17 protein-coding genes are annotated in these 16084 nt (G+C 50.4%); 7 read left to right on the top strand and 10 right to left on the bottom strand.

Annotation, left to right across the window (positions count from 1 at the left end; translation table 11 throughout):
* Window positions 1-3: 3 nt before the first annotated feature.
* Complete coding sequence (locus EYB30_RS03725) at window positions 4-2073, top strand: winged helix-turn-helix domain-containing protein (protein WP_166837220.1); 2070 nt, start codon at window positions 4-6, stop codon at window positions 2071-2073.
* On the opposite strand, the gene hemL is transcribed toward EYB30_RS03725, so the two are convergent.
* The 4 genes from hemL to EYB30_RS03745 all read right to left on the bottom strand — a co-directional run bounded on the left by hemL (window position 2070) and on the right by EYB30_RS03745 (window position 6655).
* Window positions 2070-3350, bottom strand: coding sequence for a glutamate-1-semialdehyde 2,1-aminomutase (gene hemL, locus EYB30_RS03730; RefSeq protein WP_166837222.1), 1281 nt, complete (start codon window positions 3348-3350; stop codon window positions 2070-2072). The two genes, EYB30_RS03725 and hemL, sit on opposite strands and share 4 nt — an antisense overlap.
* A 50-nt stretch (window positions 3351-3400) precedes the next feature.
* Entirely contained in the window at window positions 3401-4414 is a 1014-nt protein-coding gene (locus EYB30_RS03735; RefSeq protein WP_166837224.1) for an aspartate carbamoyltransferase, read from the bottom strand.
* Window positions 4415-4520: 106 nt separating this feature from the next.
* Entirely contained in the window at window positions 4521-4952 is a 432-nt protein-coding gene (locus EYB30_RS03740; RefSeq protein WP_166837226.1) for a CopD family protein, read from the bottom strand.
* The gene (locus EYB30_RS03745; RefSeq protein WP_166837228.1) at window positions 4949-6655 is read right to left on the bottom strand and encodes a chloride channel protein; all 1707 of its coding nucleotides are present in this window, start codon (window positions 6653-6655) and stop codon (window positions 4949-4951) included. Before EYB30_RS03745 ends, EYB30_RS03740 begins: the two co-directional genes overlap by 4 nt.
* Before the next feature lie 165 nt (window positions 6656-6820).
* Here EYB30_RS03745 and erpA point away from each other — a divergent pair, with 165 nt between their 5' ends.
* The gene (gene erpA / locus EYB30_RS03750) at window positions 6821-7162 is read left to right on the top strand and encodes an iron-sulfur cluster insertion protein ErpA (RefSeq protein ID WP_092793246.1); all 342 of its coding nucleotides are present in this window, start codon (window positions 6821-6823) and stop codon (window positions 7160-7162) included.
* 56 nt (window positions 7163-7218) lie between these two features.
* Here erpA and EYB30_RS03755 read toward each other — a convergent pair whose 3' ends face one another.
* Complete coding sequence (locus EYB30_RS03755) at window positions 7219-7395, bottom strand: hypothetical protein (protein ID WP_166837230.1); 177 nt, start codon at window positions 7393-7395, stop codon at window positions 7219-7221.
* Between the two features lie 247 nt (window positions 7396-7642).
* On the opposite strand from EYB30_RS03755, the gene EYB30_RS03760 reads away from it, so the two are divergent.
* Window positions 7643-7885: a helix-turn-helix domain-containing protein gene (locus tag EYB30_RS03760; protein WP_068232674.1), complete on the top strand. Its 243-nt coding sequence runs from the start codon at window positions 7643-7645 to the stop codon at window positions 7883-7885.
* 17 nt (window positions 7886-7902) lie between these two features.
* On the opposite strand, the gene EYB30_RS03765 is transcribed toward EYB30_RS03760, so the two are convergent.
* The 5 genes from EYB30_RS03765 to EYB30_RS03785 form a co-directional block, all read right to left on the bottom strand.
* The gene (locus tag EYB30_RS03765) at window positions 7903-9237 is read right to left on the bottom strand and encodes an AmpG family muropeptide MFS transporter (RefSeq protein WP_166837232.1); all 1335 of its coding nucleotides are present in this window, start codon (window positions 9235-9237) and stop codon (window positions 7903-7905) included.
* A gap of 64 nt (window positions 9238-9301) precedes the next feature.
* Window positions 9302-9622, bottom strand: a complete 321-nt coding sequence (locus EYB30_RS03770; RefSeq protein WP_166837235.1) for a hypothetical protein — start codon at window positions 9620-9622, stop codon at window positions 9302-9304.
* Window positions 9623-9677: 55 nt separating this feature from the next.
* Entirely contained in the window at window positions 9678-10262 is a 585-nt protein-coding gene (locus tag EYB30_RS03775) for a peptidylprolyl isomerase (protein WP_166837239.1), read from the bottom strand.
* Between the two features lies 1 nt (window position 10263).
* Window positions 10264-10815, bottom strand: a complete 552-nt coding sequence (locus tag EYB30_RS03780; RefSeq protein WP_166837241.1) for a YajG family lipoprotein — start codon at window positions 10813-10815, stop codon at window positions 10264-10266.
* Window positions 10816-10817: 2 nt separating this feature from the next.
* Window positions 10818-11981, bottom strand: a complete 1164-nt coding sequence (locus EYB30_RS03785; protein ID WP_166837244.1) for a methyltransferase — start codon at window positions 11979-11981, stop codon at window positions 10818-10820.
* 23 nt (window positions 11982-12004) lie between these two features.
* On the opposite strand from EYB30_RS03785, the gene EYB30_RS03790 reads away from it, so the two are divergent.
* The 4 genes from EYB30_RS03790 (at window position 12005) to EYB30_RS03805 (ending at window position 16083) form a co-directional block, all read left to right on the top strand.
* Window positions 12005-12637, top strand: coding sequence for an alpha-ketoglutarate-dependent dioxygenase AlkB family protein (locus tag EYB30_RS03790; RefSeq protein ID WP_206674556.1), 633 nt, complete (start codon window positions 12005-12007; stop codon window positions 12635-12637).
* 126 nt (window positions 12638-12763) lie between these two features.
* Window positions 12764-13105, top strand: coding sequence for a BolA family protein (locus tag EYB30_RS03795; protein ID WP_166837251.1), 342 nt, complete (start codon window positions 12764-12766; stop codon window positions 13103-13105).
* Window positions 13106-13233: 128 nt separating this feature from the next.
* On the top strand, window positions 13234-14427 hold the full coding sequence (gene fabV, locus EYB30_RS03800; protein WP_166837255.1) for an enoyl-ACP reductase FabV: 1194 nt from the start codon (window positions 13234-13236) through the stop codon (window positions 14425-14427).
* Between the two features lie 321 nt (window positions 14428-14748).
* Window positions 14749-16083 carry a Na(+)-translocating NADH-quinone reductase subunit A gene (locus tag EYB30_RS03805; RefSeq protein WP_166837258.1) on the top strand — a complete coding sequence of 445 codons (1335 nt, stop codon included), beginning with the start codon at window positions 14749-14751 and terminating at the stop codon, window positions 16081-16083.
* Window position 16084 lies beyond the last annotated feature (1 nt).

The following is a 16084-nucleotide window of genomic DNA, read 5'->3' on the forward strand; positions in this document are numbered from 1 at the left end:
TTAATGTCAAATCTGGACCCTGTGGTACAAATTGGCGACTGGTATTATCAGGTGATTTACGGTCAGCTGTGGCCGGTATCTGCGCCAAGCAAAACCGAACAAATGGTGCGTCTGGAGCCCCGGCTGCATAGCCTGCTGAACTTTTTTCTGCTGCATCCCAATACATTACTGGCCAAAGACGTATTGATTGAAAAAGTCTGGCCGGCAGAAGAAGGCACTGATGCCGCAGTGATGCGTGCCGTTGGCGCCTTGCGTAAAGTGCTGGGGGATGATGTCAAAGCCCCCTGTTATATCGCCACAGTATCGAAAAAAGGGTATTGCTGGCTTGCCGATATCAACACGATACCGTTAGCCGAATTACAGCATTTTGTGGCGGAAAACAGCCTGGTTGCGACTGAACATGAGCAAGCTGCAGATGTGAAAGAACGCTGGCCCTGGCGGTTCATTAGTATCACTGCGGCAGTGGTATTTATTGTTTGTGCCAGCCTGGCTTATGTGTTGGCTACTTTTACCGCCGCTCCCCTGGTTAAACTGCCCGATACCATTTCACCGATCAGCGCGTTAAGCGGACAGGAATACTGGCCGGTAATGAATGATTTACACAGTCATGTGGTTTATCAGCATAAAGCACCAGACAGTAACCACTATAACCTGAGCCTGCAGCAGCTGGCTGATTTACGGGTAGAACATTTGCCGCAGCAATATCAGCAACTATCAGAGCCGCATTGGCTGGATGCGCAGCACATTATATTTCGTGGCAGCAGCGATGACGGACATTGCCAATTTTACCGCCAGCAAGTATTGCCACACGCGGGTATGCCCACTGCGCTTTGGCACTGCAATAAGGTAATGCCGCAGGCGATGGTGCGCTGGAATGAGCAATGGTTGTGGCTTGATAGCGCAACAGACGGCAATCAGCTGCAACTGTGGCTGGCGAAGCCCGATAGCGTAGCGCAAAAACTGCGCAGCCTGAATGTCAGCTATCGCCAACTGGAGCATATGGTTGTACGTGATGACCAGTTATATTTGCTGGCGCAGGAAACGCAGCATAATACACTGCTGTTGCAAGTCAACTTACCTGACGGTGAGTTACAACGCCTGGCCGCTTTTCCTTATACTATCAGCCAGTTTTCCTGGTGGGATAACACGCAGTTGCTGCTGGCGTCAGCCGAACAGGAATTACAGTTGTACGACCTTAAACATGGCAGTATGCAGAGCCTTGGCCCGCTAACCCGCGAGCTGACACAAGCCAGACGTTACGGTGCTCAGGTATTGGCGACGCAATTTCTGGACTATACCACCGATATTTTGCGTGTTACCCCCGCAAAAGAAGGGTACCAGCTTAGCCCTTGGCATGTCAGTAATCGCAGCGAGCGTCTGGTGGCGGTAGGTCAGCATGGCACTGCTTTTATCTCTGAACGTGCCGGTTTCAGCCAGATTTGGCTGGCGCAAGGCAATGCCAGTACCCAGTTAAGCCGGTTGAATGAGCAGCAACAGGTGCAGCAACTGTTGTGGCACAATCAGCAACTGCTGGTGTTAATTAATAACCGCTTGTACCAGCAACCGCTGAATAGCCCTGAGCTAAATTTGTATCCCGAGCAGGCGGCTAACCCAGGCCGTTACGCCAGCTGCAATAACCAGCTGTACTGGACCGACTTAACGTCGGACGGCTGGACCTTATTCACCTTACAACAAAATGACGTGCAGCCAGTGTTGCCTGGTGTGGTGGATGTGCGCTGCGCGCCCGGGCAAAACCTGGTGGTGCAGTTTGCCGCTGATGCAGAGCTGGGATTATTTACTGCTGCGGGTGAAGTGCAGCAATTGCCGGTACGCATCGCCTGGCGTGAGCAGGATGCGGAGCAATGGTTTGTAGATAATAGCGGTATTTATTGGCTAACAGCAGATAAGCGCAATGTGTTGGCCTATCGTTGGCAGCCTGGTGATGTACAGCCGTTAGCCTTACCTGAGGCTAAGCCAATGCTGGCAATTTACAGCGCAGGTGACGGCTTGGGTTATGTCGTGCGGCCAAGGCCGCACGACACCGATATTGTCTGGCTGCAAAACCGCCGTTAGAGCTGCTTAAAGCTGTGCTCTGCCGCCGTTAAGGTGTGCGTCAGATCGGCGTCTGAATGCGCCAGTGACAAAAAGCCGGCTTCATAGGCTGACGGCGCCAGATAAATGCCCTGTTGCAGCATCAGATGGAAAAAGCGCTTAAAGGCATCAATATTACACTGTGTGGCCTGGGCAAAGTTACTGACCCGGGCTTCGCTGGTAAAGAAAAAGCCAAACATACCGCCTACCTGGTTTGTTGCCAGCGGTACGCCATGTTTATCGGCGGCGGCTTTCAGGCCATTTACCAGAAAGGTTGTTTTCTCAGTTAATGCAGCATAAACACCAGGTTTGCTGATTTCGGTCAATGCTGCTAAACCCGCTGCCATCGCGATGGGGTTACCCGATAAGGTACCTGCCTGATATACCGGACCCAGTGGGGCTATGTGCTGCATAATCTCGCGCTTGCCGCCAAAGGCACCTACCGGCATGCCACCGCCGATAATTTTGCCCAGCGTGGTGAGGTCCGGTTTAACATCGTAAACCGCCTGGGCACCGCCTAGTGCTACGCGAAAACCAGTCATCACTTCATCAAAAATCAATACAGCGCCGTACTTGTCACATAAACTGCGTAAGCCTTCAAGAAAACCAGGCGCTGGCGGAATACAGTTCATGTTACCGGCAACCGGCTCCACAATGATGCAAGCGATATCCTGACCGTGCTCAGCAAACAGCTGCTCAAGCTGTGGCAAGTTATTAAATTCCGTGGTCAGCGTATATTTAGCGAAATCAGCCGGTACACCGGGGGAGTTCGGTACGCCAAGCGTTAAGGCACCAGAGCCGGCTTTGACCAGCAATGAATCTGCATGGCCGTGATAACAACCCTCAAACTTTACAATGGTGTTGCGCCCGGTATAACCCCGGGCTAAACGGATAGCGCTCATGGTCGCTTCGGTACCTGAGCTAACCATCCGCACCATTTCCATGCTCGGCACCAGCTTGCTAACCAGCTCAGCCATGGTCACTTCAGCCGGGCAGGGCGCGCCAAAGCTTAAGCCTTTGGCGGCGGCGGTAATGACGGCGTCACGAATGGCCGGGTGGTTATGGCCCAATAACATCGGACCCCAGGAGCCGATATAGTCAATGTAGCGCTTGCCGTCCACGTCAAACAAATAGGCACCGTCGGCACGGTCGATAAATACCGGCGTACCACCGACGCTTTTAAAGGCGCGTACCGGCGAGTTAACGCCACCGGGAATAGTGTGCTGGGCACGCTGAAATAATTCTGCAGATAAAGACATAGTTGTTTCCAATACGCTGTCGGGCGGCAATTGCCGTCCGAATTACTGTGTTAGTTACTGTGTTTGTTGCTGTACCAGGGCACGTCGCACTCGTACTTATTAACCAGATTTTCAACCCCCAGTGTCAGGGCAAACAGTGCCATCCGCACTAATATGCCGTTGTCGGCCTGACGGAAGATAGCCAGATTAGGGTTCAGGTTTAAGTCGTTGTCCAGCTCGTTTGCTTCAAGCCGGGAGTCACGTGGCAACGGGTGCATAATTACCGTATTCGATTTGCAATAGCGGGTATAAATTTCCTGATTCAAGCGGAATTTGCCGCGGTATAAGTTAGCTTCGGCCTTTGACGGGAAACGCTCTTCCTGGATCCGGGTTTGATAGACAATATCGGCACCCAGGTTCCCCTCCAGGACATCGGTTACGGTTACCTGGTGACCGGCATTTTCAATCGCGCTGACAATGTCGTCTGGCATGGCCAGCTCTTGTGGTGAAATAAGCGTAAAGCGGATATTTTTATACAGCTTTAACAGCTTGGATAACGAATGCACAGTACGGCCAAATTTTAAGTCACCGACCATAGCGATATGCATACCATCAATGTGCTGACCGCTGGCGGCTAACTCGCGCTCTATGGTAAATAAGTCCAGCAACGCCTGGGTCGGGTGCTCATTAGCACCATCACCGCCGTTGAGTACCGGCACCCGGCTACCTTCCGCAAATTCGGCCACTGAGCCGGCCTGCGGGTGGCGCATCGCTATCACATCACTGTAGCTACTGATCACACGGGCGGTATCAAATAATGATTCGCCTTTTGACAAGGCTGATGATTCCATGCCTGTCGTCTCACGCACTTCGCCGCCAAGCAAATTAAAGGCACAGCCAAAGCTTACACGGGTACGGGTGCTGGGTTCAAAAAACAGATTCCCTAAAATGGCACCATCGAGTACCTTGGTGCGTTTTTGTCGGCAAGCATAGGGCTGCATATTAGCGGCAATCTGAAATACCTGCTGAATGGTGTCGCGGTCAAACTGGCTTACCGAGAGGATGTGTTCGCCTTTAAAGCTCATAGTCAGTGCTCTTTTCGCTGAAAATTAAGCGGCGCCAGAGACCCCGGCGCCAGCATTAGACGACCGCTATTATACGGCAAAGTTGTAGCCAAAAGCGAATCGGCGGCTAAATAGGTTTTAGGTAGGCCAGCAGTACCACCGCCAGCAAAATTAACACCGGCAGCTCGTTAAAAACGCGGTAAAAACGCGGGCTGCGCTGGTTGCGGTTGTGTTTAAAATCTGCCAGTAGTTTGAAACAATAAGCATGGTAAGCGTACAACAACGTAACCAACAGCAGCTTGTAATGCAGCCAGCTACTAACGCTAAACCAGGCCCGGCCGTAGCTGTAAATTAATAGCAAGCCAAACACCAGCGTAAGTAAGGCAAAAGGGGTAACAAAGTACAGCAGGCGGCGTTCCATTACCTTGAACGTTGCATCGCAATCGTGGCTTTGGTTTTCAGCATGATAGACAAACAAGCGCGGTAAGTAGAAGATGCCGGCGAACCAGGCAACCATAAAAAACACATGTAATGCTTTGTAAATCAGTATGCTGGTCATAATAGATTGTTCTGTTTTACTAATAAACTGCGTACCTGATCCCAACGGATAATACCAATCAGCTGGCCAGGCTCCTGCTCACGATAAATGTACACGGCGCCCTCGCGCTTGTCTTCCAAAATAGCAAACACCTCTGCCATTGTCGCCTGATGGTTCAGTCCCTGCAGCGGCAAATAGTGTACTGCGCTGGCGCCGGTCATAGATAATTGTACGTCATAGCTGGCCAGTAATAACTCTGTGCTATCGCCCTGCTTGCGCCGTACCAGCAGTTGCTGAGGCGGCTCCAGTGTATCAAGCGTTTGCATCACCTGCTGCTCGTCCGGGTTATCCAGCAGTTGATACTGATTATCCAGCAGCGCTAAAACGCCGACCTTTTGCAGCACGTCATCGGCCGGAGAGAGTTTGTAAGGCATTTGCAAAAAGTCCAGCTGCAGCAAAAAAATCGACTTGTTATTGAAAAACTGTACACCGGTAATATAGGCAGTGGTGATCACCAGCATTGCCGGGACGATAATGCCCGGATTATGTGCCAGTTCCATCACTGCTACCAATGCCGCCAATGGCGCGTGCATGGTAGCGGCCATTAAACCAGCCATGCCCAGTACAGCGTAAGTGCCGGCGATACTGTTATCACCGATGACAGCAGAAGGCACTATCGCCAGTATGGTGCCCAGCACTATACCAATTCCAAACACCGGGCCGATAACGCCGCCGGGTACACCCAGGCCTAACGCAAATAGCGTTAGCAGCATTTTACCGATGAAAATAGTTAATAGCAGGGCGATGTCGTTTGGCGCATTAACCGCATAGAAAATCGCGCCGCTCTCTGCGCCCATGGCATGGGGAATAACATAGCCAACAGCCGCCGTTAGTGCACCGGCCAACACCAGACGCAGCAACAAAGGCCAGTTTCTGAATAGCTTAATCAGCCGCATCAGGTTTTTATTAAACACAAAAGCAATAGCGCCAAACACGATACCGCACAACACCAGATAAGGCAGATGCCAGCCGCTAATGGAGACGATATTGAGCAGTGCCAGTTCTTTATCGCTGCCAAAAACGCTTTGTGTCACCAAAGCCCCGACCACAGAGGACAGCATAATAGGAATAAACACGTGCACCCGGTATTCACGCAGCACCACTTCCATGACAAAAATTACCGCGGCCAGAGGGGTGTTAAATGACGCCGATATCCCGGCAGCGATACCACAACCGGCCAGAATACGAATGCTGTTGTACGGTAACTGCAAATATTTACCGAGTGTGCTGGCGCCGTATGCGCCTAAATGCACTGACGGGCCTTCGCGACCAACTGAAAAACCGCTGGCCAGCGCCAGTATGCCGCCAAAAAACTGATTTAACGTATTGCGGGTTGGCATAGTGCCGTACTTGAGCTTGATACGATGAATGACAAAGGGGATCCCCAGCCGGTAATGTTTATAACCGGTAACCCAGGCGATAATACCAATTAGCACCGCGCCAGCCAGCGGCAACAGCCAGCGGATATCGCTGCCTACGGAGGAAAAGTCATCGGTTTTATCAAGGAAGAAACTTTGCAGGCCAATAATGGCCAGACGAAACAAAATAATCAAAATAGCGGCTGCCAGCCCGCCGAGCATGCCTAAAATGCACAGTTGTAACGAGGTTTGCGGTAAAGCCAAGCGACGTTGTAGAGATACCAGCCAGATTTGCCAGCGCTGCATAAGTCATAACACCCGTGTAAGTTATTACAGAGTTTAACATAAGTTGCTGACTAATCAGCTTAAAAGTAACTATTGCCGCAAACAAACGGGGATAATAGGCTAATACTTGAATAAAACAGTCAGGTATTAGATAATTCCATCCCTTGCAATACCTGTGGAGTTGTTATGTCAGAGCCAGCTGTACCTATTGAATTTACTGAAGCGGCAGCACGCAAAGTTGCCCTGCTGGTCAGTGAGGAAGAAAACCCGGAGCTTAAGTTGCGGGTGTATATTACCGGTGGCGGTTGCTCAGGTTTTCAATATGGCTTTACGTTTGACGAGAAAGTCAATGAAGGTGACTTTGTCGTAGAAAAGCAAGGGGTTGCCATGGTGGTGGATCCGATGAGCCTGCAGTACCTGATGGGCGGTGTGGTCGATTACACTGAAGGCCTGCAAGGCAGTCGCTTTATTGTGCAAAACCCAAATGCGACAACCACTTGTGGTTGTGGCTCATCATTTTCTGTTTAGTATTTGTATATATTGTAAATTTAACGATACATACTGGTCTGGCCTGCTGCTGATAATTACTCATGTTGTGTCAGCAGCATAATCAGCCAAAGGCTGAGGGCAATCACCAGATTAAAGCTAATAATATAGCTAAACCCTTTCCAGCCTTGTCTGATGTTCCAGCCGTGCTGCTGTAAGTACCAGTACCACAGCGCACACATCAGCAGCGGCAACAGAAACAACAGTTTTATCATGTCAGCTCTCTTTTTTTGTCGTGCGGTTTAATCTAGCATAGCGGCATATTTGCCCTAAAAACAACAGCTAAACACCAGTGTAAAGTCTCTTTACAGTTTTTAACGCTTGTAGCTGTACGCTTGTCGCATCCTGTGGTTTAATTAACCGATTTTTATTGCTTATTGCCTATGCAATAAGGTTTGGATTTTTTTTGCAGGAAGTATTTTTGACATAATAAAAGCGTAACACGCTGGGAGAAGAAAAAACATGAAAGGTACAAAAAGCGTTATTTCTGATGAGAACAAGCGTCTGTGTGTCTGGCTGAAGCGTCAGCGTCAGGAAAAAGGCCACACGATGCGTAGTTTGTCAGAGATTTTAGGGACGCCGCATTCCTTCATCGGTAAAGTAGAAAATCAGGAGCGCCGGCTGGATGTCATTGAATACGTCCGTTACTGCCAGGCGCTGGATGTTGACCCCACGGAAGGGTTAAAACAGGTACTGTCAGCCTGAATTACACCGAAACGCCGCTAACCAGCGGCGTTTTGTTTTCTTAATCGCTGTTTCTCCACCAACACAATTAATAGCAATGCCGGGATGCCCATTAGCGCGGTCATAATAAAAAACGGGCTATATCCCAGCTGCTCCACCCAACTGCCGGAAAAGCCGCCAACAAACTTTGGCAGCAGCAACATCAGCGAACTGAACATGGCGTACTGGGTGGCGGTAAAGGCCAGATTAACCAACGAAGATAAATAAGCGATAAAGGCGCTGGTCGCGATACCGGCACTTAAATTATCGGCAGAAATAATCAGGGTTAACCAGGCCAGGTCATAGCCAATCTGGCTTAAAGCGGCAAACAGTAGATTTGTTGCGGCGCTTAGCAGTGCACCTAAAAACAGAATTTTAGCCGTGCCAAACCGGTTAATCAGTACGCCGCCTAAAGCAGCGCCAAGCAGTGTCATCAACACGCCATAGATTTTAGAAATACTGGCGACTTCTTCTTTGCTAAACCCCATATCGACATAAAAGGCATTAGCCATCACACCCATCACAATATCGGTGAGCCGGTAACAGGCAATCAGGGCCAGAATTACCAGCGCATGCCACTTATAGCGGCTGAAAAAGTCGATAAAAGGGGCGACAACGGCCTGTTGCAACCAACCGAGGCAACGCTGCCAGGCTGTGCCACCAGCGCTGGTATGTTGCTGCAGCTGACTAACCGGTTCTTTACTGGCTAAGGTTGTTACTATGCCAGGCAGCATACAAAGTGCCATGGCCAGATAAGCCAGCTGCCAACCAGCCAGATCGTAGCTGTCATTAGCCGAAAACAGTGCCGCCAGCCATAAGGTACCCGCGGATGCCAAAATCATCGCCAGCCGGTAACCGGTAAGATAAGCGGCCGCCAGTGCTGCTTGCAACTGTTCAGGTGCGCTCTCGATACGAAAGGCATCTACATTAATGTCCTGCGTAGCAGAGGCAAAAGCCAGCAGTACGGCAAAGGCTGCCATCAGGGCCAGGTTTTGCTGCGGATCTGTCGCGGCCATACACAGTACAGCGGCGACAATCGCCAGTTGTGACAGCAGTAACCAGCTGCGACGGCGCCCCAGCTTGCGGTGCAGGTAGGGTATTTGCAAATGGTCGGCCAGCGGGGACCACAGCCATTTTATCGCGTAGGCCAGTGCAACCCAGCTGAAATAACCGATGTCGGCGCGTGATACACCCGCCTCACGTAGCCAGAAAGATAAGACACCAAATACCAGCATCAAGGGTAAACCGCTGGAGAAACCGAAGATAAAAATAGCGAGCACACGGCGCTGGCAGTATATACTGAGGCCGCTGAGCCAGGACAGGTAGTGGGGCACACTAAAACCTTACAACAATCAATGATAACTGTAGCTTACCTGCCGTTGCTGATGGGTCAAGTGTTTATGGTCTGACCCCGACACAGTCGGCTGGTGCAACGCCGACCCCTTTGAGGTAACAGATGCAATCCTGAATGCTGCGGCGCAACTGCTTATTGGCACGTAATTGATTGTCGGGCCAGAATTCCAGCTGATGAATAAGGTGCCAGAACACCAGCTCACGACGGGTATAGGGTAATTGCACACCAGCATTTAACTGCGCCCATTCTTCCAGAGTGTCCCAGACAAACAAATGCAGCTCGCTGTGCGGCAAGCGGCCACGAAAGTAGCGTGAGATATAAAATATCAGCTGTTGTGACTTTTGTTCAATAAACTGCTCTGGCATAACCTGACTTAACAGCACCCACGGGTTAAGGTCGTTAAGCCAAGTATAGCCGGTTTTACTGCTCTGGCAGGATGATTGCCATTTTTAGTAACACCTTCTCAAGGGGCACATTAGGCCAACCTAATTCAGCTGAGGTATCTGTCTGAACTGTCCTTATTTTTTCGATGACCTCGCTACCTTCACTGATGTAACCAAACACGGCATAGCCCCAGGTTCGGCCAGGGTCCAAATGCGGGTTATCCTGTAAATTAAAATAAAACTGGCTGGTCGCGCTGTGCGGATCGGTCAATCTGGCCATTGCGATGGTGTACAGCTGGTTTTTCAGGCCATTGCCGGATTCATTGAAAATAGGTTTCAGCTCTTCTACCGCCTGGTAGTTAGCGTCATAACCGCCGCCTTGTAACACAAACTCCGGCTCCAGCCGGTGAAACAAGGTGTTGTCGTAGCGCTTGTTTTTTACATAGCTAAGAAAGTTATTGACGCTGATAGGCGCCCGGCTGCGGTCCAGTTCAACCACAATATCACCGTGAGACGTTATCAGCTTTACTTTGGGGTAGAGATTGTCAGGCTGAATAAATTGCCCGGCTGATGCGAAAACGGCATTGCAGAATAACAATAATAACAGATAGCAAAAACGCATATTAGCTCCTTACTGCCTGATGCCAGCTTGGGTCCTGTAGTAGCTGTGTTAACACCTGCTCGGTTAATACCCGCAGCTCACGCTCTACTGCTGCTACATCCATTTTAAACGGGGCGGTAAAGCTGCTGTCACCGGAGTAGGTTTTGCTGAAGGTGCCCTGCTCATTTTGCACAAATACGGTCAGTGCCACCTGATTGGTAACCGCATGCTCCAGTGTACGCTGTTCCACCAGCGCTTGTAGCTGTGCAATCCGGACAGTCATCCGGTTACTACTATTGTTATCCAGCTGAGCCCCTTGGGCGTTAAGTGCCTGCGTCAGCGTTTGCTCTAATTGCAGCCGCACATCATTGCTGGCTTTAATTTGTTGCACCTTATCACCGTTTCGCAGTCGCAAGGTATAGGGCAAACCACGTTCATCGCTGACATTAAAAGCAAAACGACTTTGCTGCAATTGATTAGACTGTGGTAAAAACACTTGGGGTGCAATAATAAAGCCCGGTGTTGGGCTGCTGCAGCCGGTAAGCAGCAGTAACGAGAGGAATACAGCGCGCATTTTTAGCTCCTTTTTATCATTTCTAAAATAACAAATTTTGGATCGGCCGCCAGTTGCCGGCAATTGCCAAACAGGCGTTGCAGATGCTGCTGATAGCCCAGATGCCGGTTTGCCACGATGCGCAACCGCCCCCCTTGTTTCAGCACTCTTTTAGCATCAGTAAACATCTGGCTGGCGATATGGCTGGTCACAGTGTGCTGCTGATGAAATGGCGGGTTACACAGTACTATATCAGCGCTCTTGTCCGGCAGCGAACTTAAGCAGTCGTCAACGATAAAGTGGCAGCGGGCGACATGCTGTGGCAAATTCTGGCTGATAGTTTGGCGGGCGGAGTCCACCGCCATATAGGACTCATCAAAAAACCACATCTGCACCGCTTTGCCCTGGCTTAACAGCGGCAGGCCCAGTACGCCATTACCACAGCCTAAGTCGATCACGGTCTGGCCATCACTGAGTTGTGGCAAGTGCTGCAAAAAGAAGCGCGCGCCTTGATCCAGTTTTTCCCGGCTAAACACATTGGCATGGTTAACCAGCGTTATATCGCTGTCCGGCAATGGCCAGCGCAGCGGGAAGCTGTGTTGTTCTGTGCGCACCACCGCCGGGTCATACTGACACTGAATTAAGCGGCATTTCTTCACTGTCAGTGAGGCACTGGCCGGCCCCAGCGTATTACTAAACCTGGCCAGCACATTGCGGTTGATGTCTTTGGCTTTGGCACTGGCCAGAATAAGGGTATCAGGGCTGACCACTGTTGCCAGTTGCTGCAGTATATATTGCAGATAACTGTGATTGTTCGGCAGTTTCAACACCACGATATCGGCATGTTGCGGGTAAGGTGTCAAACTGGATTGTTGCTGCAGATTACGGGTATCGAGCTGATTTTGCTGGCGGTTATGCAACGTCGCCAACTCTGCCAGCTTAGAGTCATTGACCTGCACCTGAGCATACTGAGCTAAAGCACAGGACAGGGCACCAAAGCTATCGTTTATCAGCAACAGCAGTGGCGAACGTTGGTGCTGCGTTTTAAACTGTGCTGCCGCTGCAAGCGTATGCTGAATTAATAACTCATCGGCGGCATCCCAGGCTTGTAAACTGCCGTTGGGTTGATGCAACGGCCAGCGCTGTAATTGCAGACTGCCTTGGGGGTATGTAAAAGTGGTATTCATATAGACACAGCTAGCGAAATAAGGTGAACATTTTGACACGGCTACTGCACAGCGACAACCAGCAATGCCAGGCACAGCAATTTAACCTGCCTGATGCCAGTATCAGGCTGTGGCCCAACTGGCTGACATCGCAGCACAGTACGTCCATGTTGTTAGCCTTGCAACAGCAACTGCCCTGGAGCCAGGACAGCATCATGATGTTTGGCAAGGCGGTGAAAATTCCCCGCCGCCAGGTGTGGATGGGTGATGCACATTGTCGCTACCGCTACTCGGGAACCTGTTTTGAGCCGCAGCCCTGGCAGCCACAGGTAAAAGCCATGGCGGAGCAAGTAAGCGCATTTTTGCGCCGGCCCTTTAACTGTGTGCTGCTGAATTTATATGCGGACGGACAGCAACATATGGGCTGGCATGCTGACAACGAGAAAGAACTGGGGCATGATCCCGTTATTGCATCGGTGAGTTTGGGGGCCAACCGGCGCTTTGAATTAAAGCACCGCCATCATCCCTGGCAGCTGGCGCTGGATTTAACGCCGGGCAGCTTGCTACTGATGGCAGAAGGCTGTCAGTTAAACTGGTTACACCGGTTACCAAAGCAAACTAAGGTACAACAGCCCAGGCTGAATCTGACCTTTCGTTATATTAAAAACGTGCCTTAGACAAAATTATTTTTAGTAGCATCGCCAGCCCGTTAGTCAGGATTATTTCGCTTGACAGCCAAAGCGGCTGGCAAGTTTAACGGCGGCATCTAGAGTTAGTAAAAAGGACGAAAAAGGATTAGAGCTATGTTGATTCATACGGCTATTGAACAGAAGTTACTTAGTGCATTTGATCCTGTGTTCCTTGATGTTGTGAACGAAAGCCACCTGCACAATGTGCCAGCAGGCTCAGAGTCACATTTTAAGGTGGTGATTGTTACGCCAGCATTTGATGGCATGCGGCTGCTGCAACGCCACCGGGCTGTTAACGCTGTGGTGGCAGAAGAACTGGCAGAAAAAATTCATGCGCTGGCCTTACATACCTACACGCCGTCTGAGTGGTATGAATACTATGCTGAGAAGCCGCCGGTATCGCCACGCTGTTACGGCGGCAGTAAGCTGGAAAAACCAGAAAAAGCGTCCTTGTGACGCTTTTTTTCTGCCTGTTTATCGCAAATTCTGTAGCGAATTTAACTTAAAGCGGCTGATCAGACCTGTTTTCTGCGGTAAAGTTTTACACTAACGCCAATTTTGTCGAGACAACAGCAGGAGCTGTCATGGTTATTCAACCGAAAATTCGTGGTTTTATCTGTACTAATGCTCATCCTGTCGGCTGTGCCGAACACGTTAAAGAACAAATTGATTACGTAAAACAGCTTGGCCCTGTTGCGAATGGCCCAAAAAACGTGCTGGTGATTGGCGCGTCTACCGGCTATGGCCTGGCCTCGCGTATCACCGCCGCGTTTGGCTCTGGGGCAAAGACCTTAGGTATTTTCTTTGAGAAAGAACCAACTGACAGCAAAACAGCATCAGCCGGCTGGTACAACACCGCCGCTTTTGAACACGCTGCCGATGCTGCCGGTTTATGGAATAAACACCTTAACGGCGATGCCTTTACCGATGAGTTAAAAGCACAGGCCATCGATATTATCCGCAGTGAAATGGGGAAAATTGATTTAGTGGTATACAGCCTGGCGGCACCACGGCGTAAAGATCCGGTCACCGGCGAGGTTTTTAGTTCAGTATTAAAACCGATAGGGCAGGCGTACACTGCGCGCACGTTAAACACCAGCAAACGTGAAATTGAAGAAGTGTCGGTAGAGCCGGCTAACGATGATGAAATTTACCAGACGGTAAAAGTGATGGGGGGAGAAGACTGGGAGCGCTGGTTAGATCAGTTAGATGCAGCCGGTGTGCTGGCCGATAACTGCCAGACAGTCGCTTACACCTACATTGGAAAAGAGCTGACCTGGCCCATTTATGGTAAAGCCACTATTGGTAAGGCGAAAGAAGATCTGGATCGGGCTGCCGCTGCTATTACCGCGAAACTGGACAGCAAAAAAGGCAAAGCCTATGTCGCATCGTTAAAAGCGCTGGTGACTCAGGCCAGCTCTGCTATTCCTATTATGCCGTTGTATATCTCGCTACTGTATCGTGTCATGAAAGCCGAGGGCAGCCACGAAGGTTGCATCGAGCAGATTAACGGCCTGTTTCGTCAGGGCTTGTACAGCGCTACGCCGATACTGGATGACGCTGGCCGGTTGCGGATGGACGGTAAAGAGCTAAGCGACCATGTTCAGCAGGCGGTAAAAGATTTATGGGGCCAGGTCACCACCGACACCATAGATACCCTCACCGATTATAAAGGCTATCATAATGAATTTTTAAGGTTATTTGGCTTCGGCTACAGCCATGTTAACTATGATGCTGACGTGTCGCCAATGGTGCCACTGCGGCATATTGCCGGATAATTTTATCAAAGCCGCCTGCAGGCGGCTTTTGTTTGTCTGCAAATGGACTAAAGTTGACTACAATCTGTGAGTTTTATGCGGTAAAGTCGGCGCGTTTTTTTAAGCGTCTAACGGCTGTTTTAAGTAGGTAGATTGTTGGAAAATTTAGCGAACAGCATAGATAGGCAGCGGGTTTAATGCTAGAATCCGCGACTTTAATACGTGTATCTGGCTGAAAAATAACCAGTGGCTAACACTGAAAAAATAATGCCGGATGCGCTGCGCACTAAGCAGCTGAAAAACTAGGCCCTGTTTCTTCCCAAAATAGTAGTGCAAGTACGTATGATAAAACTCAAAAAAGGCTTGGACATTCCCCTCGCGGGCAGTCCTAAACAAGAGATCAGTGCGGGCAATACCGTTAACACTGTCGCTGTATTAGGCGAAGAGTTTAATGGTATGCGTCCGACGATGGCGGTTGAAGTTGGCGATACGGTAAAAAAAGGTCAGGTGCTTTTCGAAGATAAGAAAAACCCGGGCGTTAAATTTACGGCACCGCTGGCAGGCACCGTAAAAGAGATAAACCGTGGCGCTAAACGCGTGCTGCAATCGGTGGTAATTGAAGCTACAGGTTCTGATGCGGTGCAATTCGCCCGCTATTCAGCTGACCAGCTGGCGGGGTTAAGCCGCGAGCAGGTAGTGCAAAACCTGGTTGATTCGGGCCTGTGGGTAGCATTGCGTACCCGTCCGTTTAGCCAGACGCCAGCCATTGACAGTACAGCGCGGGCGATTTTTGTCAATGCCATGGACACTAATCCGCTGGCGGCAGACCCTAGCGTGGTTATTGCGGCAGACAGCGACGCCTTTACTAATGGCTTAACGGTGTTAGCGACGCTGACGGACAAATTGTACCTGTGCAAAAAAGCCGGTGCAGCTGTGCCTGCCATTAGCAAAGCTGAAGTCGCCGAGTTTGACGGCCCTCACCCGGCTGGTTTAGTCGGTACCCATATTCATCTGTTAGAGCCGGTAAGCGCCAAAAAAGTAGTTTGGCACCTTGGTTATCAGGATGTGATTGCCATTGGTAAGCTGTTTACCAGCGGTGAGCTGAGCAGCGAGCGTGTTGTCGCGTTGGCAGGCCCGGCGGTGACCAATCCGCGTTTGGTTAAAACTGTGCTGGGCGCTGCTGTTAGCGAACTGACCGCTGGTGAACTGGCTGCGGGTAACAACCGTATTATCTCTGGCTCGGTATTGTCAGGTGCAACGGCGCATGGCGTACACGGTTACTTAGGCCGTTATCACACTCAGGTGTCGGTGTTGGCTGAAGGCACTGAAAAAGAGTTTTTGGGCTGGATTGCTCCGGGGGCGACTAAGTTTTCTGTCACCCGTGCCTATTTATCGCACTTAAGTCCTAAGCGGTTATTTAATATGACCACCACGACCAATGGTTCGTCCCGTGCCATGGTTCCTATCGGAAACTATGAGCGGGTAATGCCGTTAGATATTCTGCCGACACTGCTGCTACGTGATCTGATCTCCGGTGACACAGATAGCGCCGTTACACTGGGTGCGCTGGAGCTGGATGAAGAAGACCTGGCATTATGTACCTTTGTCTGTCCGGGTAAGTATGATTATGGCACCATTTTGCGTAACTGCCTGACGACCATTCAGAAGGAAGGCTAAT

The sequence above is a fragment of the Rheinheimera pleomorphica genome, assembly GCF_011634895.1.
GTDB classification, from domain to species: domain Bacteria; phylum Pseudomonadota; class Gammaproteobacteria; order Enterobacterales; family Alteromonadaceae; genus Alishewanella; species Alishewanella pleomorphica.

What these genes read in the sequence shown, in the direction of transcription:
- EYB30_RS03725 (WP_166837220.1), top strand. Translation starts at nt 4, where the DNA reads ATGTCAAATCTGGACCCTGTGGTACAAATTGGCGACTGGTATTATCAG.
- hemL (WP_166837222.1), bottom strand. Translation starts at nt 3,350, where the DNA reads ATGTCTTTATCTGCAGAATTATTTCAGCGTGCCCAGCACACTATTCCC.
- EYB30_RS03735 (WP_166837224.1), bottom strand. Translation starts at nt 4,414, where the DNA reads ATGAGCTTTAAAGGCGAACACATCCTCTCGGTAAGCCAGTTTGACCGC.
- EYB30_RS03740 (WP_166837226.1), bottom strand. Translation starts at nt 4,952, where the DNA reads ATGACCAGCATACTGATTTACAAAGCATTACATGTGTTTTTTATGGTT.
- EYB30_RS03745 (WP_166837228.1), bottom strand. Translation starts at nt 6,655, where the DNA reads ATGCAGCGCTGGCAAATCTGGCTGGTATCTCTACAACGTCGCTTGGCT.
- erpA (WP_092793246.1), top strand. Translation starts at nt 6,821, where the DNA reads ATGTCAGAGCCAGCTGTACCTATTGAATTTACTGAAGCGGCAGCACGC.
- EYB30_RS03755 (WP_166837230.1), bottom strand. Translation starts at nt 7,395, where the DNA reads ATGATAAAACTGTTGTTTCTGTTGCCGCTGCTGATGTGTGCGCTGTGG.
- EYB30_RS03760 (WP_068232674.1), top strand. Translation starts at nt 7,643, where the DNA reads ATGAAAGGTACAAAAAGCGTTATTTCTGATGAGAACAAGCGTCTGTGT.
- EYB30_RS03770 (WP_166837235.1), bottom strand. Translation starts at nt 9,622, where the DNA reads ATGCCAGAGCAGTTTATTGAACAAAAGTCACAACAGCTGATATTTTAT.
- EYB30_RS03775 (WP_166837239.1), bottom strand. Translation starts at nt 10,262, where the DNA reads ATGCGTTTTTGCTATCTGTTATTATTGTTATTCTGCAATGCCGTTTTC.
- EYB30_RS03780 (WP_166837241.1), bottom strand. Translation starts at nt 10,815, where the DNA reads ATGCGCGCTGTATTCCTCTCGTTACTGCTGCTTACCGGCTGCAGCAGC.
- EYB30_RS03785 (WP_166837244.1), bottom strand. Translation starts at nt 11,981, where the DNA reads ATGAATACCACTTTTACATACCCCCAAGGCAGTCTGCAATTACAGCGC.
- EYB30_RS03795 (WP_166837251.1), top strand. Translation starts at nt 12,764, where the DNA reads ATGTTGATTCATACGGCTATTGAACAGAAGTTACTTAGTGCATTTGAT.
- fabV (WP_166837255.1), top strand. Translation starts at nt 13,234, where the DNA reads ATGGTTATTCAACCGAAAATTCGTGGTTTTATCTGTACTAATGCTCAT.
- EYB30_RS03805 (WP_166837258.1), top strand. Translation starts at nt 14,749, where the DNA reads ATGATAAAACTCAAAAAAGGCTTGGACATTCCCCTCGCGGGCAGTCCT.